This window comes from Corynebacterium sp. UMB0012 (assembly GCF_030216265.1).
GTDB lineage: Bacteria > Actinomycetota > Actinomycetes > Mycobacteriales > Mycobacteriaceae > Corynebacterium.
Genome location: NZ_JASOKQ010000006.1, coordinates 1 through 21,862 on the forward strand (window position 1 = coordinate 1; position 21,862 = coordinate 21,862).

Annotated in this window: 21 protein-coding genes; 12 read left to right on the forward strand and 9 right to left on the reverse strand. The window is 57.3% G+C overall.

Features of this window, described 5'->3' with window-relative positions; all coding sequences use genetic code 11:
* The first annotated feature begins 138 nt into the window (after positions 1-138).
* The 5 genes from aroC to QP324_RS04265 all read left to right on the forward strand — a co-directional run bounded on the left by aroC (position 139) and on the right by QP324_RS04265 (position 4,685).
* A complete protein-coding gene (gene aroC / locus QP324_RS04245) occupies positions 139-1,350 on the forward strand; it encodes a chorismate synthase (protein ID WP_284814670.1) in 1,212 nt (403 codons plus the stop codon).
* A gap of 3 nt (positions 1,351-1,353) precedes the next feature.
* The gene (locus QP324_RS04250) at positions 1,354-1,890 is read left to right on the forward strand and encodes a shikimate kinase (protein WP_284814671.1); all 537 of its coding nucleotides are present in this window, start codon (positions 1,354-1,356) and stop codon (positions 1,888-1,890) included.
* Positions 1,891-1,955: 65 nt separating this feature from the next.
* Positions 1,956-3,026, forward strand: a complete 1,071-nt coding sequence (aroB, locus tag QP324_RS04255) for a 3-dehydroquinate synthase (protein WP_284814672.1) — start codon at positions 1,956-1,958, stop codon at positions 3,024-3,026.
* A gap of 2 nt (positions 3,027-3,028) precedes the next feature.
* Complete coding sequence (gene aroQ, locus QP324_RS04260; protein WP_284814674.1) at positions 3,029-3,457, forward strand: type II 3-dehydroquinate dehydratase; 429 nt, start codon at positions 3,029-3,031, stop codon at positions 3,455-3,457.
* A 121-nt stretch (positions 3,458-3,578) separates the two neighbouring features.
* The gene (locus QP324_RS04265; protein ID WP_284814676.1) at positions 3,579-4,685 is read left to right on the forward strand and encodes an aminopeptidase P family protein; all 1,107 of its coding nucleotides are present in this window, start codon (positions 3,579-3,581) and stop codon (positions 4,683-4,685) included.
* Here QP324_RS04265 and QP324_RS04270 read toward each other — a convergent pair.
* Positions 4,682-5,578 carry a GDSL-type esterase/lipase family protein gene (locus QP324_RS04270; protein ID WP_284814677.1) on the reverse strand — a complete coding sequence of 299 codons (897 nt, stop codon included), beginning with the start codon at positions 5,576-5,578 and terminating at the stop codon, positions 4,682-4,684. The genes QP324_RS04265 and QP324_RS04270 overlap by 4 nt on opposite strands.
* Before the next feature lie 253 nt (positions 5,579-5,831).
* Here QP324_RS04270 and efp point away from each other — a divergent pair, with 253 nt between their 5' ends.
* Together efp and nusB are read left to right on the forward strand one after the other, a co-directional pair.
* A complete protein-coding gene (gene efp, locus QP324_RS04275; RefSeq protein WP_023021466.1) occupies positions 5,832-6,395 on the forward strand; it encodes an elongation factor P in 564 nt (187 codons plus the stop codon).
* 11 nt (positions 6,396-6,406) lie between these two features.
* A complete protein-coding gene (gene nusB / locus QP324_RS04280) occupies positions 6,407-7,072 on the forward strand; it encodes a transcription antitermination factor NusB (RefSeq protein ID WP_284814679.1) in 666 nt (221 codons plus the stop codon).
* A gap of 218 nt (positions 7,073-7,290) precedes the next feature.
* On the opposite strand, the gene QP324_RS04285 is transcribed toward nusB, so the two are convergent.
* Positions 7,291-7,800, reverse strand: a complete 510-nt coding sequence (locus tag QP324_RS04285; protein ID WP_284814681.1) for a YbjN domain-containing protein — start codon at positions 7,798-7,800, stop codon at positions 7,291-7,293.
* Complete coding sequence (locus tag QP324_RS04290) at positions 7,793-8,284, reverse strand: YbjN domain-containing protein (protein WP_086587601.1); 492 nt, start codon at positions 8,282-8,284, stop codon at positions 7,793-7,795. Before QP324_RS04290 ends, QP324_RS04285 begins: the two co-directional genes overlap by 8 nt.
* Before the next feature lie 268 nt (positions 8,285-8,552).
* On the opposite strand from QP324_RS04290, the gene QP324_RS04295 reads away from it, so the two are divergent.
* Positions 8,553-8,942 (forward strand): hypothetical protein, encoded by a 390-nt coding sequence (locus QP324_RS04295; protein WP_284814683.1) that lies wholly within the window; start codon positions 8,553-8,555, stop codon positions 8,940-8,942.
* A gap of 396 nt (positions 8,943-9,338) precedes the next feature.
* Here QP324_RS04295 and QP324_RS04300 read toward each other — a convergent pair whose 3' ends face one another.
* From QP324_RS04300 to QP324_RS04320, 5 genes are all read right to left on the reverse strand, one after another.
* Positions 9,339-10,775 (reverse strand): GH32 C-terminal domain-containing protein, encoded by a 1,437-nt coding sequence (locus QP324_RS04300; protein WP_284814685.1) that lies wholly within the window; start codon positions 10,773-10,775, stop codon positions 9,339-9,341.
* A gap of 57 nt (positions 10,776-10,832) precedes the next feature.
* Complete coding sequence (locus tag QP324_RS04305) at positions 10,833-12,107, reverse strand: oligosaccharide MFS transporter (RefSeq protein ID WP_284814687.1); 1,275 nt, start codon at positions 12,105-12,107, stop codon at positions 10,833-10,835.
* 87 nt (positions 12,108-12,194) lie between these two features.
* A complete protein-coding gene (locus QP324_RS04310; protein ID WP_284814688.1) occupies positions 12,195-13,214 on the reverse strand; it encodes a LacI family DNA-binding transcriptional regulator in 1,020 nt (339 codons plus the stop codon).
* A gap of 231 nt (positions 13,215-13,445) precedes the next feature.
* Positions 13,446-14,609 carry a M20 family metallopeptidase gene (locus QP324_RS04315; protein WP_284814690.1) on the reverse strand — a complete coding sequence of 388 codons (1,164 nt, stop codon included), beginning with the start codon at positions 14,607-14,609 and terminating at the stop codon, positions 13,446-13,448.
* A gap of 45 nt (positions 14,610-14,654) precedes the next feature.
* Entirely contained in the window at positions 14,655-16,208 is a 1,554-nt protein-coding gene (locus QP324_RS04320; protein ID WP_284814692.1) for an AbgT family transporter, read from the reverse strand.
* 102 nt (positions 16,209-16,310) lie between these two features.
* On the opposite strand from QP324_RS04320, the gene QP324_RS04325 reads away from it, so the two are divergent.
* Together QP324_RS04325 and QP324_RS04330 are read left to right on the forward strand one after the other, a co-directional pair.
* Entirely contained in the window at positions 16,311-17,405 is a 1,095-nt protein-coding gene (locus QP324_RS04325) for an Lrp/AsnC family transcriptional regulator (RefSeq protein WP_284814693.1), read from the forward strand.
* A gap of 616 nt (positions 17,406-18,021) precedes the next feature.
* Entirely contained in the window at positions 18,022-18,711 is a 690-nt protein-coding gene (locus QP324_RS04330) for a 3'-5' exonuclease (protein WP_284814696.1), read from the forward strand.
* A gap of 69 nt (positions 18,712-18,780) precedes the next feature.
* Here QP324_RS04330 and QP324_RS04335 read toward each other — a convergent pair whose 3' ends face one another.
* Positions 18,781-20,124 (reverse strand): TIGR01777 family oxidoreductase, encoded by a 1,344-nt coding sequence (locus QP324_RS04335; RefSeq protein WP_284814698.1) that lies wholly within the window; start codon positions 20,122-20,124, stop codon positions 18,781-18,783.
* Positions 20,125-20,269: 145 nt separating this feature from the next.
* Here QP324_RS04335 and pyrR point away from each other — a divergent pair, with 145 nt between their 5' ends.
* Together pyrR and QP324_RS04345 are read left to right on the forward strand one after the other, a co-directional pair.
* Positions 20,270-20,878, forward strand: a complete 609-nt coding sequence (pyrR, locus tag QP324_RS04340; RefSeq protein WP_239277663.1) for a bifunctional pyr operon transcriptional regulator/uracil phosphoribosyltransferase PyrR — start codon at positions 20,270-20,272, stop codon at positions 20,876-20,878.
* A gap of 2 nt (positions 20,879-20,880) precedes the next feature.
* Complete coding sequence (locus QP324_RS04345) at positions 20,881-21,837, forward strand: aspartate carbamoyltransferase catalytic subunit (protein WP_284814700.1); 957 nt, start codon at positions 20,881-20,883, stop codon at positions 21,835-21,837.
* Positions 21,838-21,862: the final 25 nt, after the last annotated feature.

Sequence of the window (21,862 nt, forward strand, 5' to 3'; positions counted from 1 at the left end):
GGAGAGCCCGCACGGCCCTGCGATGTTGCTAGCGGCAACGGTCGTTCTCGCATGTGCGCACCCTCTTTGAGGGGGTGGAAGAATATATTGCGGGGCCAAGTTGGTACTGGATTGGCCAGGCCGTGCGATAATACCCGCATGCTTCGTTGGACTACTGCAGGTGAATCCCACGGCCAAGCTCTTATTTCGATGTTGGAGCATATGCCCGCTGGGGTCCCAATTACCCGCGCCGATATTTCCCATCAGCTTTCCCGGCGCCGCCTAGGCTATGGCCGCGGTGCCCGTATGAAGTTTGAGGCCGATGAGGTCACCGTGCTGGGTGGAGTCCGCCATGGGCTCACTTTGGGTAGTCCCATCGCCATCATGATTGGCAATACGGAGTGGCCCAAGTGGACCACCATTATGTCGGCTGATCCGCTGGATATGGACGATGAAGACACTATTAAAGCGATGAACTCCGGCCGCGGTGCCGCCTTGACGAGGCCGCGCCCCGGGCACGCGGACTTTGCCGGAATGGTGAAGTACCGCCACAGTGAAGCACGCCCCATCCTCGAGCGCTCTTCTGCGCGTGAAACGGCGGCCCGTGTGGCCGCAGCTACCGTAGCGCGCAATTTCCTGCGCGAGACCTTGGGCGTTGAGGTTCTCTCTCACGTGATTTCCATTGGCGCTTCCGAGCCTTATGAGGGGCCTGCGCCAGCGTTCACGGACATCGAGGCTATCGATGATTCGCCGGTCCGCGCCTGCGATAAGGCGGCTGAAGCCTCCATGATTGCGGAAATTGAGGCCGCAAAGAAGCAGGGCGATACCTTGGGCGGCATCGTTGAGGTTGTGGTCGATGGTCTGCCTATCGGGCTGGGCTCGCATATTTCCGGCGATGACCGCTTGGACGCACAATTGGCTAGCGCCTTGATGGGCATTCAGGCTATCAAGGGCGTGGAAATTGGCGATGGCTTTGCCGAGGCCCGACGTCGCGGTTCCGCTGCCCACGATGAGATGGTCCGAACCGAAGAAGGCGTATCCCGCCTTAGCAACCGTGCAGGCGGACTTGAAGGCGGCATGACGAACGGGCAGCAGCTGCGCGTGCGGGCGGCGATGAAGCCGATTTCTACCGTTCCGCGTGCCTTGCGCACTATTGATATGGAGTCCGGCGCTGAAGCTACTGCCATTCACCAACGCTCCGATGTGTGCGCGGTTCCCGCGGCGGGCGTCGTTGCAGAGGCAATGGTTGCCCTCGTCCTTGCGCGCGCCGTGCTAGAAAAGTTCGGTGGCGATAGCCTCGAAGAAACCTCTGCAGCCATCGCCGCGTATGATAAATACGTTTCGGACCGTCTTGCTTTTGACCAGGAGTAAGTTATGACCACCCCAACCGCCGTTACGGGCCTGCCCCGTCCACGCGTTGTTTTGGTTGGCCCGCCAGGTGCGGGTAAATCCACCATTGGCCGCCGCCTTTCCCACGCCTTGAGCTGCGAACTGGTGGATTCGGATCACCTCATTGAACAGGATAAAGACAAGCCGTGCGGGGAAGTCTTTAGCGAGCTGGGTGAACCAGACTTTCGCGCGCTCGAAGCCGAGCACGTTGCTGCGGCGCTGCGCACTGGTGGAGTAGTCAGCCTCGGCGGCGGGGCAGTGCTGACGGACTCCACCCGTGAGCTGCTGGAGCGCCATAGTGTCATCTTTTTGGATATCTCTCCTGAAGAAGGTGCACGGCGGACGTCCGGGGATAGCAATCGGCCAGTGCTTGCGGCCGCCGATCCCCTCGAGCACTACCGCAACCTTGTGGAGGCGCGTCGCCCGTATTACCAGGAGGTGGCCGATTACCGGGTACGCACCGATGCCCGGACCCCACAGCAGGTAGTGGGCGATATTCTCGGCTTCCTCGATACCCTGTAGATTCCCCGCCGCGCTAACACTAGTTTCTCGCCCCATTGCCTCGACGGCGAACGGAAAGGACCATCATGCCCAGCATTGCCGTTAATGGACCACAGCCCTATGAAGTTCGCATTGGCGCCGATCTCAATCGGGACATCGCGCAGCGCTGCGCGCAGATTGGTGCAGGCCAGGCGGGCATTATCTGCCAGCCGCCCCTGCGTGCCGCGGCCGAGCGCTTAGCAGAACTCGTCGCCGCTGAGGGGGTGGAGCCTACGCTTATCGATGTCCCCGATGCCGAGGCCGCCAAGCAACTCAACATCATCGGCAGCGTGTGGGATCAGCTGGGAGAGAAGGGCTTTAACCGCCGTGACGTCATCATCGGCCTCGGCGGTGGCGCCACCACCGATTTGGCTGGGTTCGCCGCAGCCGGGTGGATGCGCGGCATCAAAGTTATTCAGGTGCCTACCACGCTATTGGCCATGGTTGACGCGGCCGTCGGCGGCAAAACCGGCATCAATACCGCAGCCGGTAAGAACCTCGTTGGAGCCTTTCATGAGCCAGATTCTGTGTTTGTGGATCTCGAGCGCCTCGATACCCTGCCCGAGGCGGAGATCATTGCAGGCTCGGCAGAAATCATCAAAACCGGATTCATCCATGACCCGGTGATCCTTGAACGCTATGACAGTGACCCCGGTGCATGCGTGGACCCGCAGGGCTATCTTCCAGAATTGATTGAGCGCTCTATCGCGGTGAAGGCCGCGGTGGTGGGCGAGGACCTCAAAGAATTGGGCCTGCGGGAAACGCTCAACTACGGCCATACCTTTGGCCATGCGGTGGAGCGCCATGAACAGTATCAGTGGCGCCATGGCAACGCGGTGGCGGTGGGCATGATGTTTATCGCCCACCTAGCGCATGCGCGCGGCCTCATTGACGCGGAACTCGTGGAAAAGCACCGCCGAATCCTGCACAGCATTGGGCTGCCAACCTCGTATAAGGCAGGTCAGTTCGCGGACCTGTATGAGGCAATGACCCACGATAAGAAGAACCGCGACGGAAAGATCCGGTTTGTAGCCTTGACCGGGGTGGGCGAAACGACCCGTCTCGAAGGCCCCACCACGGAAGAGCTAGAGGCGGCCTACGCCGCGATTTCGGAGTAGAAATGAAGATTATTGTCCTCAACGGCCCGAACTTGAACCGCTTAGGAAAGCGGCAACCGGATGTCTACGGTTCCACCACCTTGGCGGATGTAGAACAGATGATCTCCTCGCGCGCCGCCACGCACGGTGCAGAGGTAGAGTGCTTCCAGTCCAACCATGAGGGTGAGCTCATTGAGAAGGTGCATGCTGCCGCGGATGCGGGCCACCCAGTGATTATCAATCCCGGCGGTTTTACCCATACTTCAGTGGCCCTGCGGGATGCCCTGGCAGAGGTAGCCGATGGCGCCGGATTCGTAGAGGTGCATATTTCTAATGTGCATGCGCGCGAGCCCTTCCGCCATCACTCCTATCTCAGCCCTATCGCCCGCGGCGTCATCGCGGGGTTGGGGGTCTTCGGCTACGTGGCGGCAGTGGACTACCTCTGCCAATAGGCACCCCTCGAACGGGCTGGGCGGCAGCCGGCTAGAAAGAATTCCGCCCAACTGCAGGGGCAGGGTCGATATACTGGGTGGATACTTTCTACACCGCAGTCGACCCTAAAAGGATGAAATCATGGCTTTGGCAGATACCCGTTTTAGTGACCGGCGCCGCAAGCTTGCCGCGGAACTAGCCGGCCAGCGCATCGATGCCGTTCTGGTCACCCACCTCACGCACGTGCGCTACCTTTCGGGATTCTCCGGCTCGAATGGCGGGCTATTGCTGCGCAAGGACCTTACCGCGCAGGTTGCTACCGACGGCCGGTACACCACGCAGATCGCCCGCGAAGTTCCCGATCTGGAGGCTATCCAAGGCCGCGCGGTAGGAAAGGTGCTCCTGCAGCAGTTTGCCGATGTCGAGGGACCGATTCGAGTCGGTTTTGAAGCAGACTACCTCTCGGTCTCCGAGCTGAAGGAGCTGGAAGAGTCCGCCCCGGAGTCGGTTACCTTGGTTCCCATCGCCGGGGTCATGGAACAAATTCGCTTGGTCAAGGATTCGCTCGAGCTAGAAAAGCTGGAAGAGATTGCCGCGCTGGCAAATCAGGCGCTGGAGGATCTACTCGCCGCTGGTGAGTTGCGTGCCGGCCGCACCGAGCGCCAAGTGGCCGCCGATTTGGAGTATCGTATGCGCATGCTCGGCTCGGAGCGAGTGAGCTTCGATACCATCGTGGCGTCCGGTCCGAACTCGGCGATGCCGCACCATGGTGCCGATGACCGGGTCATCGAGGACGGCGACCTAGTGACCATCGACTTCGGTGCCCACCTGCGCGGATTCAACTCCGATTGCACCCGCACCTACGTCGTGGGCACGGCGAATGATTTTGCCAAGGAAATCTATGATGTGGTGCTCCGCGCCCAAAAGGCAGGCGTGGCAGCGTCGGTGCCGGGCGCTAAGCTTGCCGACGTCGACGCAGCCTGCCGCGATGTCATCTCCGCCGCCGGCTATGGCGACTACTTTGTGCACTCGACGGGCCACGGCGTGGGCCTCGACGTCCACGAAGCCCCGTTCGCGGCACAAACCGGTAAGGGCGAACTCGCCGCAGGTATGACCCTGACCATCGAGCCGGGCATCTATGTGCCAGGCAAGGGTGGCGTGCGCATCGAAGACACCCTCATCATTACCGATGGTGCGCCGAAAATCATTACCGCCGCGACGAAGGAATTTACTGAACTGCCCGCCTAGTGAGCCAGCACCTTGGAGTTAAGCAGCTGGGCGACATTGCGATTGCCCAGGTGCGTGAGGTGATTAAAGAGGTTGTGCGGTACGGAGTACTCCCACTTGCCGGAAATCCAGCGGGAGCTGTCCGGCGCGCACATACCGTGATCAATGGAGTCGGCGCGTAGGTCGTAGTACTGCACGCCGTTTGCGCGTGCTGCCTTGTACATGGCGCTATTGACCTGGTCCTCACCGGTGCGAACCAAGCCCGCGTAGTCCATGTTGAATCCGGCTTCAGAGGAGCCCGGTGCGGAGGTGCGTAGCGGGCATACTGCGCCATTGCGGGCGGAGATGGCGGGATAGCCTACAACGGTGATGCGGGCATTCGGGGCGGCGTGGCGAATCCGCTGGATCGAATGCTTCATGCCGTCGTAGTAGGGATTGGAAGAAGAAAGAGATGGGCGCACGATTTCCTGGAGATCATTGGCGCCAAACTGAATCAATACGTTCTTCGTTTCGCCATTGAGATCATTATTGGCAATGGCTCCGTTGATCTGTTCAGTGAAGTCCTTGCGGTGCGACTGGCCAGCGGCCTTCGCCGCAGAGCATGCGTAGTTGGCTACGTGCTGACCAGAAACACGGCCCAATTCGCGGCCGACATTACTCTGACCCTGCGGGCAGCCTTGTGGGGACGGCGCGCCAGGAGCGTCTTCGATGCCGTGGGTAGCAGACGAGAGCGTAGTGCTTGCCGAAGGGGACAGGCTCGAGGTAGTGCCAATTTGGCCATAGGTTGGGTTGGCAAAGACAGAATCGCCGAACATCACGGTCTGGGCGTCTGCCGCCATGGCCTGCGGAGCGGATAGTGCTGCTACGGTTGCGCCAGTAGCGGTAGCCGCGGCGTAGAGCTTCTTGAGAAACATTGCAAAAATCCTTGGTAGATATGTGAAAAATCAATAAAGTAAAGCCTTATCGTACAGCGAGTTATTGCTAGATAAAAACCTTTGATTGCTCGTGTGTCTGACCGCTTAGGGCAGGCGACAGGCCCCGAAAGTCACTCCGCTGGTAACTGTGGGGAAGAAATGGGGGACCGGTAATACCCCAAGGGGCAGTTGTCCGGTAGGCTTAAACATTGTTTTCAACCTTTAGTCCACAATTTTCGGGAGTTTAACCGCAATGGCTGATACTACTGATTTCAAGAACGGCCTCGTTCTGAAGATCGACAACAAACTGATGCAGATCGTTGAGTTCCAGCACGTCAAGCCGGGCAAAGGCCCAGCCTTCGTGCGTACCAAGCTCAAGGATGTTGTCTCCGGTAAGACCGTGGACAAGACCTGGAATGCTGGCGTTAAGGTAGAGACCGCTACCGTGGACCGCCGCGATATGACCTACCTGTACAACGATGGCACCAGCTACGTTGTTATGGATGAAAAGACCTTTGAGCAGTTCGAGCTCCCGCCGGAGAAGTTCGGCGATGCCGCTCGCTTCCTGCTGGAGAACATGCGCGTTCAGGTTTCCTTCTACGAGGATGAGGCACTGTTTGCCGAACTGCCTATCTCCGTAGACCTTAAGGTCGAGCACACCGAGCCTGGCCTGCAGGGTGACCGTTCTTCCGGCGGCACCAAGCCCGCCACTCTGGAAACCGGCGCTGAGATCCAGGTTCCGCTGTTCATTGAGATCGGCAACGTCCTCAAGATCGATACCCGTACCGGCGAGTACCTCTCCCGCGTTAACAACTAGGGCATCTGACTGTGTCTGATAACACCCCTAAGCGCGATATCAACTACAAGCGGCACACCGCGCGGTACCGCGCGCGTCGTCGTGCCGCCGATATCCTCTACGAGGCAGAAAACAGGGACGTTGACCCCGTTGCCATCGTGGAGGATCGCATCGCATTGGCACGTGAGGATCGCAATGCGGTAGCACCTGTCGCCGAATACACGCAGGTCATTGTCAAGGGCGTCGCTGAAGAGCTGGATGCCATCGATGACACCATCTCTCGCTTCCTTGCCGAGGACTGGGAACTGCACCGCATCCCGGCCGTTGACCGTGCGATCCTGCGCCTATCGGTGTGGGAGCTGCTGTTCAACCCGGATATTCCCACCGCTACTGCAGTCGTGGAAGGCGTGGAGATTGCCTCCCAGTACTCTAACGACCAAGCGGCTCCATACATTCACGCCGTGTTGGATGACGTGGCACAATCCCGTTCTGCGGAAAACCCGATGTCCGCAGAACACCAGGGCAGCGATGCGGATGCCGACGGCGAGGATACGACCGACGAGGAGTCGGTAGACTCTAAGAACGCGGAAGATGCGGCCGAGGATACCTCCGCATCCACCGCTTCGGACTCCGCTGCCGCGGCCGACGGCTCGGCTGTAGCAGACGGTTCTGCGCAGCAGGACGCCACTGCGGAATAGCCAGATTTAGACTGGCCCGCATACTTAAACCGCCCGCCCAGCTCGATGGTGAAGAGCTGTGGCGGGCGGTATTTTCATGGCCAAGACAGAGCCAATCGACGCCCATTTTCGTGTCTCCATGTGCCCAGAACGGCCAAGAGGAAAAAGAACTCTCCCCGTCATCCTTGCGCCGTTGTTAAGGCGGAAGGAGAGGGGAGAGCAGTGGGGACTAGGGCGGCTTAGCTCTGCGCAGCGTCGCCTGCGGCGGCATCGTCAGAACCAGCCTTGGCTGCGGTCTCGGAGCCAAGCTTGGCCATCTCTTCGGCGGCAGAAACCATGGCATCCTGGCCGCGGATGACGCCATCTACGGCGGTCTTCAGGGCAGCCTGCAGCTGCTCGTCGGTCATGCCGGCGGCGGCAGGGATATCGCGCTCGGTGCGCACCACGAGCATGTCATCGTGCTCCGAGATAACTGCGCGGGCGCCGAAGGCTACGGAGTTGATCTGGTTAGCCGCGAGGAAGAGGCCGGCGTCGGCTTTGGAATAGGCGGCGTCGGTAGGCACATCGCAACGGACAATAACTACGGAGTCGAGAACGGCGAACATGGTGGGCAGGCCGTTGAGGTTGGCGGTAGCTGCCTCAATATCGCTGTCCATCTTGGTCAATTCGATGTCGAAGGTGCGCATGGCCTCGACCACGCGGTCCAGGGTGATCTCCGGCAGATTGTTTTCGGTAGAGGCATTAGTCATGGTTGTGCTCCTCCCAAGTCACGAGCTGTGGGTAGTGTTCTTCCACGAAGGCGAAGGACTGCAGCATAGAATCCAGCGTGGACATCACGAAGGCGCCGATCTGATTACGGGACAAACCGTGGGCAATGTTGATCTCGCGCACGCCGGAGACGGCGAGGTTATTCTCGGCAGACTCAAAGAAGCGCAGGGTCGGCGCGAAGTGCTGCTGGTTCCATTGGTTGAGTACCATGAGCAGGCTTGGGCCCTCAGAAGAAGGCACGTTGCCGCGCCATACGGAATCTGCCACGAGCACATCATCGCGCACCTGCATGGCGATGGCGACGTTGGAGAAACCCGTGCGCAGGATCTGCACGGTTTCTTCCTCGCTCACTGGCTGCTCTTCGAGGCGGTATTCTAGGTTCTCAGATGCAAAGATCTCGCCGATGCGCTCGAGAGTTACGGGTTCTACCGGCGTATCGGGATACAGGGTTGGTTCTTCAGACACTTAAGTAGTCTCAATCCATGTACTAATCGGGGATAAAGGTCAACCTTTACTAGTTTACCTAACCGCACCGTTGCTTTCCGGCAGGCCAGGAATGTCGCGGGTCTTGTCCGTCACTCGGCTCACAGCTCGACGTGGCCAACGGCCGATTAGGCCGGTCTGTAGTTTCCCATACTGCAAGTCCAGTGGCGCATATACGTGTTAGTGGACTGTCCAGCTGAGGACGGGCAGCAGTAAAATACATCAGCAATCACTAGTTTCGAGCGTCTGAGTGAGACAAACCACAGTGGAGCCCACCCCAGCTGCTACCTCGGAGTCCATGAGTCTCTCCGATTTCTCCCAGCTTGCCCCCGGCGTGATCATTTCCTGCCGCGACGAGCATTGGCTGGTCAGCAACGTCGCGCGTACCACTGATGGTTTCCGCATTCGTGCCCGTGGTGTGAGTGACTACGTGCGTGATACAACGGCCACTTTCTTTACCGCACTTGATGACATTGCGGTTTTCGACCCGGTCAATGACGCAGTGACCCCGGATGAGTCTTCGCATTTTCGGCATATTCGCTTGTGGTTGGAGTCGACGCTGCGTCGCACGCCGGTGCCGCTGTACCAAAAGCAGCTGGAGGTGGGCACGCAGATGCTTGCGTACCCGCTGGACTATTAGTTGTCTGCGTTGAAGTCGGGGCTCTCCGATGAGCGCCTGTAGAGGCAGGAACAGGATGCCGGTACCCATGGCTGTCCCAAACAGCGCGAGGACCTAACTCTAGGCGGTGCCGTCGGACTTGGTGGCTGCACTGCTTATCCGCGCCGACCCTGCCCACTATCGCCGGTGCCATTTGCGTGGGGCTTGGAAGTAGTCATCAACTCTACTTTCTAACACTCCACCCCGTTGTGGAAATCGAGGAGGTCATTTAGCTGCCGTCGACCATGATCCCCAGTGTCTGTGAATCGCATGTTAGGCCGTGAAGGAAGAAGACGAACGGCGTTGGCCCTGGTCTGACTACCGTTCGTCCTCTCTTAGTCCCGTCGAGTCAGCAGATGGACTCTGGTGTTAGCAGCCTTAATCTCTTTCGTGCGTGAGCGCCGCGATATCGACCGTGACATCTGCGGGACCGTTAACCGTTTCGACGCTAAGTGTTCGGTTTCCTTCGCCTTTAAAGTCGAGAGAGGACAGGGTTTCTCTTCCCTCCCCAATGAAGGCCTCAATTGACCCCTTATCGAGGTAAACGGTGAGGTCTTCACCGGGCGTCCACGGAGCGGAGCGGTAACCGCGCCCGGCGTCGTTGTCGTCGCCGTGGACAAGATGAACGCGTCGCGCCAAGGTGTCGAACACCAGCTTCGTCGCCGATGAAGAACCGCGTTTAAAGCTTAAGACCACCTGTTCGCATGTCGGCACCTGCAGCGGCACGTCTTTATCCAGGTCAACCTTCACAGATAGCTTGGCAGCAGGGATGTCAGAAACCTCGAATCCCTTATTCGCGCCGAGCGAGTGATTGTGAGTAGTCGGAGATGCGAAGAGAGCCGAGAGTTCTCTTGCCGGCGTACTTACCAGGGTGAGATCATCATCAAGAGTGAGTTCACGGGGAATCGCCAGTTGTCCCGACCAGCCGTCGGCCTGAGTGCCAAGGGGATTGGCGAATTCTCCCATCCAGCCGAAGGCAATGCGCCGGCCGTCGGGTGCCTCCATGGATTGGGTGGCGTAGAAGTGGTGTCCCCAATCGAGCGGGCGGTAGGAGGTTTCCGGTACGAACTTCTCGCCAGGGGTCCAGGAGCCCACAACGTAGCCGGCGTTGTGTCCATTGCGAAGCGCGTAGCCGGATCGGACCGGTTTATTCACCATCGGCCCGTAGAGCAGAACCCATTTATCGCCGAGAGGGAAGAAATCAGGGCACTCAATCATGAAGACCGTGGAATCTGGATCCTCAAAGAGAGAGCCTTCCCCGGTCCAGTTAAGGAGATCCGGAGAGGAGTAGAGGCGTACGTGTCCGCGGTCATCGATGCTTGCGCCGATGGTCATGTACCAGCGGTCTTTAACCCAAAAGACCTTAGGATCACGCGCGTCGGCAGCAACCGGTGGAACAACGGCACCATGCTTGGTGAAGTGGATACCATCGGTCGAGGTAGCCAGCATCTGGGTTTGGTACTTGCCTTCAGAATCGTCAACACTGTTGACCCAGCGATTGCCGGTGTAAAACGCATACAGGGTGTCATCGTGGACCACGGCTGAACCGGACCAGATACCGTCGGCGTCATCCTCGTTTGGTTCGCCGGGTGCTAGTGCGATGGGTTCATGCTGCCAAGAGATCAGATCAGTGGAGGAGACATGACCCCAGTGCATCGGTCCCCACGTGGCGGAGTAGGGATGATGCTGGAAGAACGCATGGTATCGGCCATTAAAGAAGCTCAGGCCGTTCGGATCGTTGATCCAACCGCTTGGTGCTGTGATGTGGAACTGTGGGTACCACCGGTCATTGCTGAGCTGAATAGGCTCTGACATGAGTTTTTCCTTCTCTGTGTAGTAGATAGAGCGGGTAGAGCAATAGCTGTGGAAATGCTATTGGCGTGCGGGTTCTAGTTCTTCAGGGTTAATGACTTCCTCGGTGTCCTTCTTGAGGAGGAAGAATGCGAGGGTACCGGCCACGAGGACCAAGCCGGCAATGACCAGGAAGGTCGGCTGGTAACCAATGTTGTCGCGGAGGGAACCCAGAGGGTTGGACATGATGACGTTGCCGAGCTGCGAGGAGAGCTGGAAGGCAACCAGGTACAACGTAGCGGACAGTGCCTTGTTGAAGTGGATGGCGAAATACTTGAAGATAGCCAGAATGCACAGCGGAACTTCCAGTGCATGCAGCATTTTGGCCGCGGAAATCAGGACCGGACCGGCGAAGACCGCGCACAGGAGAATACGGATGAACATCACGCCGATACCGAGCAGCAGGGTGTTTCGGGTACCCAGCTTGCGCAGCAGGATAGGGACGAGGCCCATCATTGCGGCCTCAACAAACACCTGAATGGAGTTGAGGGTGCCGTAAGCGCGCTGGCCTACTTCGGGGCTGCTGAAGAGCGAAGTGTAGAAGTCCGGGAACATCTGCTGGTCGAAGATGGTGTAGAAAGTCCACGACATGAAGACAACGACGATGACTTTCCATACGTGCGAGTTCTTCAGCAAGCCGACCATTTCGGCGACAGGAGGTGTGGTTGCAGCGACTTCTTCGATGGAACGTTCCTGGGTGGCTTCCTCTGGGCGCCAGAACAGCTGCGTTAGAAGGAAGAGCAAACCGAATACGGAGCCCATCCAGAAGTTGAGCATCGGGTTGACGGGGAACAAGAGCCCAGCGGCGAGGGCGACGATGGCGTATGCAAAGGACCCCCACATGCGGGACTGTCCGTACTCAAAGTTTGTACGGTTGGCTAAGCGCTCAACATAGGCCTCGAGGAGACCGGCGGCCGCTACGAAGCCAGCGGCGATGATGAGTGAGCCGACGATTGCGCCAAGGAGGAAGCTGCTCTGGAGCAGTGGCTTGTAGATGAACTCAACGAATGGGCCGACGAGTGTGGCCGCGATACCGATGAAGATGGTGATAGGGCGCTTCAAGTCGAGCTTGTCCTGAAGCATGCCGTAGACCACCATCAAAACCATAGTGATAGCGCCTTGGATAGCGTAGACGGTTCCTACTTGGGAACCATTGAGCCCAATCCCGGCAGATTTTGAGGTGAGCCAGATTTGGTAGAAGGACCACCAAATTCCCCACGCAGCGAAAAACAGAAAGATTGATGCCGACCCGAATCGGTAGGCCGGGTTGGCAAATTGTTGCCCGAACCTGTTCATGGTTCGCTCCCTTCAAGCGGTGCTTAATCCTTTAAACATGAGCATAAGCGTCACAAGGGGGAAGGGAAGTGAGTTAGATTAAACGTTTTAGCGACCTGTGGTTACGCTCTCCCTTTCCACCACTTTCAGGGGGATGTGAAGGGGGGAAACGTGCTCTAGGTCGCTAAGGGAAGTGGTATTGGAAATGAGCTCCGCAGATTTTCTTCCCATTTGCTGATAGGGGAGTTGCAGGGTCGTGAGGCCCGGTCGCACCAAGCTGGCGAGGTCCTCATCATCAAAGGAAAGGACGGAGACATCCTGGGGAATTGAGATCTGTCGTTCCTGAAACGCTTGATACGTGCCGAAAGCAATACGGTCGTTAGCCGTCAGAATGGCTGTGGGGGAAAGGTACTGCATAATGTCGAGCGCACCTTGGTAACCAAGCTCGGGTTCCCATTCGGTGCCCGGGAACTCGGTGATGACATCGAGCCCGAATTCAGCAACTGCATCATCGATGCCTCGGAAACGGTCACGAATACTGCAGGACGGCTGCACTTCGGTTTCTGAAGGGTACCGGCCAATCACCGCGATCCGGTGATGCCCCTTGGCCGCTAAGTAGGCGATCGCATCATAACCAGCGGTGTAGTCATCCGGAAGAACGGATGGGTACCTGGTGGAGACACCATTACACACAACGAGCGGCTTATCGACGTCTGGAAGGCGGATTTCGCGTGAGGCCATCAACCCGACGATGATTCCATCAACGTTTCTGTTTACTAAGCTCTCAATCGCGTTTTCAAGCTGGACATCTTTGTGCGCGGTTTCTGCCATCATCACTGACAAGCCCGCCTGTTCGGCGAACTCCAGCATCCCGGAAATCATAGGCGACGCAAAGCGTGTAATAGTGACTTCGTCCGAGACGAACCCAAGCATTCCAGTCTTGCCCGTCTTCAGCGCACGCGCCGCAGCATTAGGACGGTATCCCAACTCGCGGGCAGCTCTCCTCACCTTTTCAACTGTCGCCGCAGGAATGCGCGAGCCGGGTTTGCCGTTCAGTGCCATGCTGACCGTTGCTGTCGAGACACCGGCTGCCCGTGCGACGTCACCCAAAGTTATGCGTTTAACCACGCTAAATATTATAAGTGCGGGCAGTGAGGTTCGGATTAAAACTCATTCACCGGCACCGTGCAATAACAGGTGAACCTGTTCGAAGCGACAGTCCGGCTTCAGATGTGAGACTTATCGTTCGCGCGGTATAGTTTCCGCGAAAGCAAACGAGCTTGCACCAGAGAACCGCTGTCCGGAAGGGGTGCGCTTCAGGGCAGCGGCAAAGGGTGGGCCAAAGAGGTTGTGCTTTAGCTAGGAAATTTTGAGAGCGGTACCGGTAATCAGCTCGATGAACTTCGGAATAGCTTGAGGGATTACGTATTCGTATCGGGCGTGAGCACCGGCGCCTTCAGCGCCAATTCCGCACAAGACGGGGACACCGAGTGCGGAAATGAAGTTCGCATCGCTAGCCCCGCCAACCGATGTGGATTTGAGCTCGAAGCCGATCTCTGCTGCTGTTGCCTGCGCCTTTTCGTAGAGCGACCTGTTGGCGTCGGTGAACTCCATTGGAGGACGATTCCAATCCTTTTTCACGCTTACCGTCACTTTTGAGTCTGCCCAGGAAATTCTATCGAGTTCCTTGTCGAGCCGTTCGAGCTCAGCTTGAGTGCTGATACGGATGTCGATTTCAGCGCTTGCTTCTCCGGCAACGACGTTAGAGCCAGAGCCACCTTTGAAGAGACCTACGTTTACTGTGGTTCCTTTTTCTGGTCGAGCAAGTTGGGCAGCTGCCAGGCAATATTCCATCAAGGCCGTTATTGCACTTGCACCGTCCTGTGGGTTTAGTCCTGCGTGTGACTCAATTCCTTTGGCCTCGAGACTGATTAGGCCGACACCTTTTCGCTGGGTCTTGATTAGTCCCTGGTGAGAAGCTTCAAAAACAAAAGCTGCGTCGACTTCCTGGGCAACCTTCTCGATATATGACCGGGAGAAAGGGGACCCCAGTTCTTCGTCGCCATTGAAAAATAGGTGGATCGTGGGGAAAGGCCTTCCGGACTCTTTGAGGTACTTAGTAATCCAAATGGCCTGGACGAGACCAGTTTTCATGTCAAAGATGCCCGGGCCGGACAAGAATTCGCGGCCATCTTGAGTAGTACCCGTGGCTTTGTCCCATTTCGCGAGGGTTCCCTGTGGCCAGACCGTGTCGTAGTGCCCTACGAAAAGGATGGATTGTTCAGAGGTGCCGTCAAAGCGAAGGTGCAGGCAATCGCCATACTGGCCGCCATCGAAACTTTCCTCAAAGTCGGGTGTACCTACACGTTCGGTAACGGTTGACCGGAGGAGAGCCAGCCCCTCAGCTAATGAAGCCTTGTCGTAGCTATAAGTTTCAAGACCAACAAGGGCCTGGATATCGGAGACAATTTGATTGAGGTCCTTGGAGGCTGTGGTGAATTTGGATGGGTTAGAGGTTTCCATGGAGTGTGTTTATCCTTTCAAGGGTCTGCGATAAGTAGAAATAGCTTAGAAGCCAAACGGTAGGCCGAGCAGATACCAGAGCAAGAAGAACGAGATCCATACGATCCATACGATGCCGGCGAGGGGAAGAGTGAACGATGCTAGCGTGCCGATCCCGGCGCTCTTGCGGTACTGCTGAATGAAACCGAGTGCCATCACGAAGTAAGGGCTCATAGGAGTGACACAGTTCGTCACGGAGTCGGCGACTCGGTACATTGCCTGGGTTGTTTCCGGTTCAATGCCGAGCAGCATCAGCATCGGAATGAATACCGGTGCCGCCAAGGCCCACATGGCAGATCCACTGGTGAGAACCAAATTCATGACAGAAATCAGGATGGCGATACCTAGGAGAATTGCCCAGCCCGGAGCATTGATTTCCTTGAACCACGTCGCGCCGGAAATCGCCATCACTTGGCCGATACCAGTCCACTTGAAGTATGCAAGGAACTGCGAAATAGCAAAGAAAAGTACCAAGATCGGTGCCATTGACCGGAATCCTTCGACCATTGCGGGGAGTACGTCGCCTACTTTCTTATAGCTTCCGGAGACGAGACCATAGGTTACACCGACAAGTGAGAAGAACAGTCCGATGATTCCGGCCATACCTGTCATCACAGGCGAATTGAGGATGCCGTTGCCTTCACCTCTTAGTGGGGAGGATTCGAAGGAAAGTGCCGAGATCAAAGCAATTGCGAAAAGCAGCGCTACAAGTCCGGCTGCCTTCAGAGCGCGTACATCTTTAGCAGAAGCGTCTGTGACAGTGAGTGTTTTACTGTCCTCTTCGTAGTCTTCGTCTACTTGCAGGTCAGGGCGCTTGGATAGGAATAGCTCCACCACAAGAGTGATAACTAGAGAGATGAGGACGGAGGAAGCAAGACCGAAAAAGTAGTTCGAGGTCGGCGTTACGAATGCATCGGGATCGATTGTGTGGGCAGCTGCGGTCGAAATAGTAGACAGCAAGATGTCCGTAGTCGTTAGCGATGGAGAAGCGTCGTATCCTGCAGAAATAGAGACGAACGCGATAATCGCGCCGAGGATAGGGCTGCGACCAATTGCACGAAAAACGATAGCGCCTAGGGGGATCAAGGTTACATAAGCTGCGTCGCCCGCTACGTGGCCAATCATTCCTGCATAGCAGAGCGCAAAGGTGGTAAAGCGAGCCGGAACTTTCGTAACAGTGAGCTTAAGAACAGTGTCAAACAACCCGCTCTTTTCAGCGATGACGATGCCCAGCATTGTTGTCAGAATTGTCGCGAGAGGTGGAAAGGATGCAAAGTTCTCGACTACATCACCGACGATTACGGTCATGCCTTCACGGGAAATCAAACTTTTAACAGCAACAACTGAGCCGTCGTCTGGCTTTGTCGCTGCCACCCCTATTGCTTCAAATATTGCGCTTAGGCCGACTAGCACTCCTGAAAGCACAACGAATAGCCAGAAAGGGTGCGGGAGTTTGTTGCCCCAGACCTCAATCTTATTAATGCACTTGAAAGCAAAGTTGATGGCTCTGCTGCCTTGAATCGTGTCGCCGCCTGGTGGGACGGGGGCTTGCGTAGTCACGTCGACCTCCTCATCTCGAGAGCTAAGTTTCGATTAAAGCTATAAGAGACCCAGGTCACGGTCAAGTGTTTATGCACGACAATTCACCTAAACAGTGCAATAATGCACGAAGGTAAAGTCAATTTTCCAAGGGAGGAGTTTTCATTGTCGGAAATGCTGTCTGAACTGGATAAAGAACTTCTAAAAATTCTGTTCCAGAGTCCGCGAGCATCCTGGGAGGAGGTTGCATCTCAAACTGATGTTTCTGCGAGTACTGTCTCTCGCAAGATTAGAAAACTTGTGGACAGCAATGTTGTGCGCTTTGTCGGTGAGATTCCTTGGCGGTTGTTTTCAGCCACTTACCCAGTGCATGCTTGGATACGTGTACGAGGGCAGAGTCCGAACGCCGTCATTAGCAAACTCGTCGACCTGCCAGAAACTCAGCACGTAGCATCTACTTTTGGCAGCGCGCCAATCTTTACCACCCTGCATAGTCCGAATGAAGGAGCGCTCTATGACGCTGTCAACGCAATACAGGATTGGCCCGGGGTTGACAGCATGCAGGTAGCGCCTGTCTTACAATGCGCGACTAAAGCGTCGGCTTGGCGTCCAGTTATCGGATTGAACGATGGAGTTGACATTCAGGAACCTGTTGGGGAAGGGATATTTGAGCGACCTGCTCGAGAAGCAAGGCAATTTGAGTACGACGATTTCGACGTTTCCAATGAGACACCGCCAACCCCGCGGGAAGTGGTAGCCCTTAAAATTCTGCAAAAGAATGGCCGAGCGACAGCTAGTGCTGTCGCCAAACGGACTTCTTTGTCTGTTCCTGCTGCTCAGGCGACAATAGAGCGTTTGACAGCGCGTGGCTGGTTCCGCCCCCGAATTGAGGTGTCGTTAAGGGCGCTAGGTTTCGAGACATCTTATGTAATGCGACTTACCGCCCGTCCCTCAAAAATCGAGCAGCTGATGTACCAGTTAGCGAAAAATGAATCGTGCCGATTTGTCACGCAGAATGCTGGAGAGGGCGACATCGTGGCGACGGGGGTAGCTAAGTCTCGCAGGCACCTATCCAATATCGTGAATAAAGAGATTGCGGTGTTGGATGGGGTGCTGTCGACGAATACTGACATCATCGCCCGAGATTGGAAACGGTACTGGTCGCTAAGAGATGCAGTCGGACGGATGTCGAACTTTAATCCTTTGCCACCGCTTTAGATGGCGGAGCCAGTGAGTAGCCAGGCTAACAGTTCATTCAGAGTAGTTCCTAATGTCGCCGTCTTTCCAACTCAGTTCGATAAACATTTTCATATGCGACACATCGGATGGTTATAGCGCTGCTGAAGCAGATTGAAGTGTGAGCTTCTCATTGTTTTCGTAGAGGACTCAAGCAGTTCGTGGTACCTAGGCGTGGTGGGAGATAAGTTTTCCGCACAATCCAACTGGGCTGGATTTAAGGCGTCTACCAAACAGGAGTCAGGTCCCCCGGTGGGTTATGAGTCGCTTTGAAATTTTAGCCATGTTGACGCTACGTCTAAGCATGATGATTTCGGAGTGGACGGGTGTCAGACTGAAGCTTGGCCTTCAAAATTGACTAGTCTTGGGGCCCGTGTTGTTGGATTACTTATGCTGACTGGTTTATTGGAAACAATGTCCAACCGCTCACGCTCCATCTCAATGATGTTCTTCGCTACCTTAATCTCGGTGACATCCTTGGCATCATAGACCTTCGCGGAATCTGCTTCGCTAGCAAACCCGTCGAAGAGCTCTCGCTTTTGTCCGGTGACTTCCAAGACAAGATTTCCATGCCGGGCACTGGAAGTTCCTGCGCGCGGTGGACAAGCGCGGACCGAACGATATCTCTATTGCGGAAGATTCACATCAGCGCATCTACGGCCAGCGCCTAGTCCTGCGCAACTACGGAATCGAAACCCGCGGACGGGCATCCTCGAAGCTGCGCGTGAACTACCGCACCACCGCGCAGAACTTAGGCTATGCCACCGCCATTCTTGAGGGCACGGAGTGGGTGGACTCCGAAGAGGACGTAGATGAGCTCACCGGGTATCACTCGGTACGCCGAGGGCCGGCGCCGATTGTGCTGCATTCGACCTCCAAGGCCGAAGAAGCTGCCGTGCTTGCCGCACACATCAAGGAATGGACGCGGAGCGAGGAAGAAGTCTCCATTGGTGTTTTGACCCGCACCAACCAGCGCGGTGAAGAAATTGCCCGCCAGCTGGGCGAACATGACGTTGCCGTAAGCGCTGGCCGCCGTACCTCGCAAGAGCGTCCCGTTGCGGTCATGACCATGCATAACGCCAAAGGCTTGGAATTCACGCACGTCATCCTCCTCGACGTCAATGCCGAGGCTCTTCCGCAGCGCTACCTATTTAAGGGTCTGGCGCCCGCTGAGGCCGATGACGCACTGCAGCGTGAGCGAGCATTGCTCTACGTTGCGGCATCGCGTGCACGCGATATGTTGCTCGTGAGCGTGGTGGGAGAGGCGTCGGATTTGCTGCCTGCGTAGCGCATTTCCTCTGCTTCTAGTGCTGTCGGCTATTCGGCGGGTCTGCTGCGGCATTCGAATAGCCCGTACCTACAGCAAGCTTTCGCCACCCAATTCATGCGCCAAGGCGACGTCGATCGTGGGGTAGCGGAACGTATGCCCGATGTTGTGTAGAACCGTGGGGCTTACGCGTTGTTGCGCCAAGGCCAACTCTTGGGCGCCTTCCTTGCCCAGCAAAATTGCGGGACCGAAGGGTGGAACGGGGAGCAGGGCTGGGCGGTGTAGCTCTGCACCGAGGGCTTTGACGAAGTCCTTGTTGAGCACCGGGTTAGGCGAGGCCGCATTGACCGGGCCTTCTAGCGAATCGTCCACGATGGCGCGGAAGTAGGCATCCGTCAGGTCATCGAGAGCAACCCAGCTGAACCAAAACTCACCGTCGCCGAAAGGGCCGCCCAGGCCGGTAGAGAAGAGGGCGCGCAGCAGTGGCAGTAGGCCGGAACCGCCCGACATGGCGATGCCGGTACGAATATTGACCACGCGGGTGCCCGCGGCGCGGGCGGGTTCGCAGGCGCGCTCCCAGTCGACCACCACGTCTGCCAGGAAGCCCTCGCCAGGTGCGGAGTCTTCGGTGAGGACCTCATCGCCGCGGTCGGATCCGTAGTAGCCCACGGCAGAGGCGCAGACCATGGTGCGGACGGAATCCGTGGTGCCCGCTAGACGGGCTAGGCGCTCGGTGGGGCCAACGCGGGAATCGCGGATGGCGGCCTTGTGCTCATCGTTGAAGCGGCCGAAGATGGGTTCGCCTGCCAGGTGGACGAGGACATCGACGCCGCGCAGGAGGTCGGGATCGGGATGTTCTGGCCGCCAGGTGCGCTGACCTTTGCTGGCCGTGCCGCGCACGAGCTGGATCACCGTGTGCCCGGCGGTGCGCAGCTGTGCGGTGAGCGCTGCACCCACGCTGCCGCGGGAGCCGGTCATGGCGATGGTTAGTGGTTCGGTGTTTAAGGAGGCGTCGGCAAGCCGCCGGAGAAAGGAAAAATCCTCAATGAGCTGGTGCTGCCGATAAGCAAAGACCGATTCCAGCGCCGCCGAAGGGATGCGGGTAGTGACTTCATCGCGAACGAGCGTGCCGTCCGGGTGATCCGCAAAGGTGTGGTGGTGCTGCCATGTGGCAAATTTGCGAATGGGCGAGTTTACGCACACATCGGTGAACTCATAGCCCTCGCGGTACTGGGAAAGTTTATGCTGAGCAGTCCAGCGCAGGCCGCCCGGAAGGCCCAGGATGGAGGTGCCATCGCCTAGGCTCTGGGCCTGCTGGATGGGTTTCATGAAGGCAAAGGGCGCGTTCAGACGGGTTAAAGCGCCTTGGCGGGTATGCCATTGCCAGACCTGCTCGCGCGGGGCGGGGACTATGTGTTCGGCGGAAAAACTCACTGACTGATACGCCTCCTTCTTTTCGCCCTCACCCAAATGGTGGGGAAGGTGCTAGAGTATTCTGTGTCTAAGAGCATAGACATTTTTGAGACCATCAACCGGCATCCTTTAAAGACCGCACCGTGAGGCGGGGAAGGAGGTCACGATGAGTGGAACTGACGCTACCGCGAAGCAGCTAGAGCTTTTAAGCTCCGATGATGTTTCGCGTACCGTTGCACGCATCGCGCACCAGATCATTGAAAAAACGGCGCTCGATTCCGCGGACGCACCGCGGGTCATTCTGCTTGGCATTCCCTCTGGTGGCGTGCCACTTGCACAGCGCCTAGCGCACAAGATTGAAGAATTTTCCGGGGTCGCAGTCCCATGGGGCTCTCTCGATATCACTCTCTACCGCGATGACCTTTTGAATAAGCCGCATCGCGCACTCCAACCGACGACGATTCCCACCGGTGGCATCGATAATGCCATCGTCATCTTGGTCGACGATGTGCTGTATTCCGGCCGCACAATCCGCGCCGCCTTGGACGCGTTGAGTGACGTGGGCCGTCCGGACATTATTCAGCTGGCCGTCTTGGTAGATCGCGGCCACCGCGAGGTTCCTATCCGCGCCGACTATGTGGGTAAGAATCTGCCCACCGCGCGAGAAGAAGACGTCACCGTATACAACAGCGAGATTGACGGCCGGGATGCGGTCGTATTGACCCGAGCCGCCGCAACAACTGACGGAGCTGGCTCCGAAACGGGGGAGGCATAACCATGAAGCACCTCATCGATATGGCAGAGCTGGACCGAAGCGAAATCATCGGTCTAATGGATGAAGCGGATCGCTTCCGGGAGGCCCTAGAAGGCCGCGAAGTAAAGAAGCTGCCGACCCTGCGGGGGCGGACTATCTATACCCTCTTTTATGAAAACTCCACCCGCACCCGCTCTTCCTTTGAAACGGCCGGCAAGTGGATGTCCGCGGACGTCATTAACCTGTCTGCCTCCACCTCCTCGGTAAAGAAGGGCGAGTCCCTGAAGGATACGGGCCTTACCTTGGCCGCCATCGGCGCCGATGCGATCATCATGCGCCACCCTTCCTCTGGTGCGCCCCAGCAGCTAGCCCAGTGGGTTGCCCCTAATGGCAAGGGTCCTTCAGTGATTAACGCGGGCGACGGCGCGCACCAGCACCCAACGCAGGCGCTTCTCGACGCCGTCACGGTGCGTCAGCGCCTGGGACTGCATAGCGACGAAGGCTTTGCCGGCCTGAAGGTCAAGATTGTGGGCGATTGCCTGCACTCGCGCGTCGTACGCTCCAACGTAGATTTGCTCACCACTCTTGGTGCTGAGGTAACCCTCGTGGGCCCAGCCACCCTCATGCCCTTTGGGGTAGAGAATTGGCCAGTGCGCGTGTCCTATGACTTTGATGCGGAAATCGCAGACGCCGACGTCGTCATGATGCTGCGCGTGCAGCAGGAGCGCATGAACGGCGGCTTCTTCCCCTCCCACCGCGAGTATGCCAACCTCTTTGGCCTGTCTAAGGATCGCGCGGCGGCCATGCATAAGGACGCCATCGTCATGCACCCAGGCCCGATGCTGCGCGGCATGGAGATTAACTACGGCGTCGCAGATTTGGACAAGACTGCGGTCCTGCAGCAGGTGCACAACGGTGTACACGCCCGCATGGCGGTGCTGTTTACCCTGCTGACCAATGGCGAAAACGCCGGCATTTAAACCCGCGACCCACACTCAACTTTAG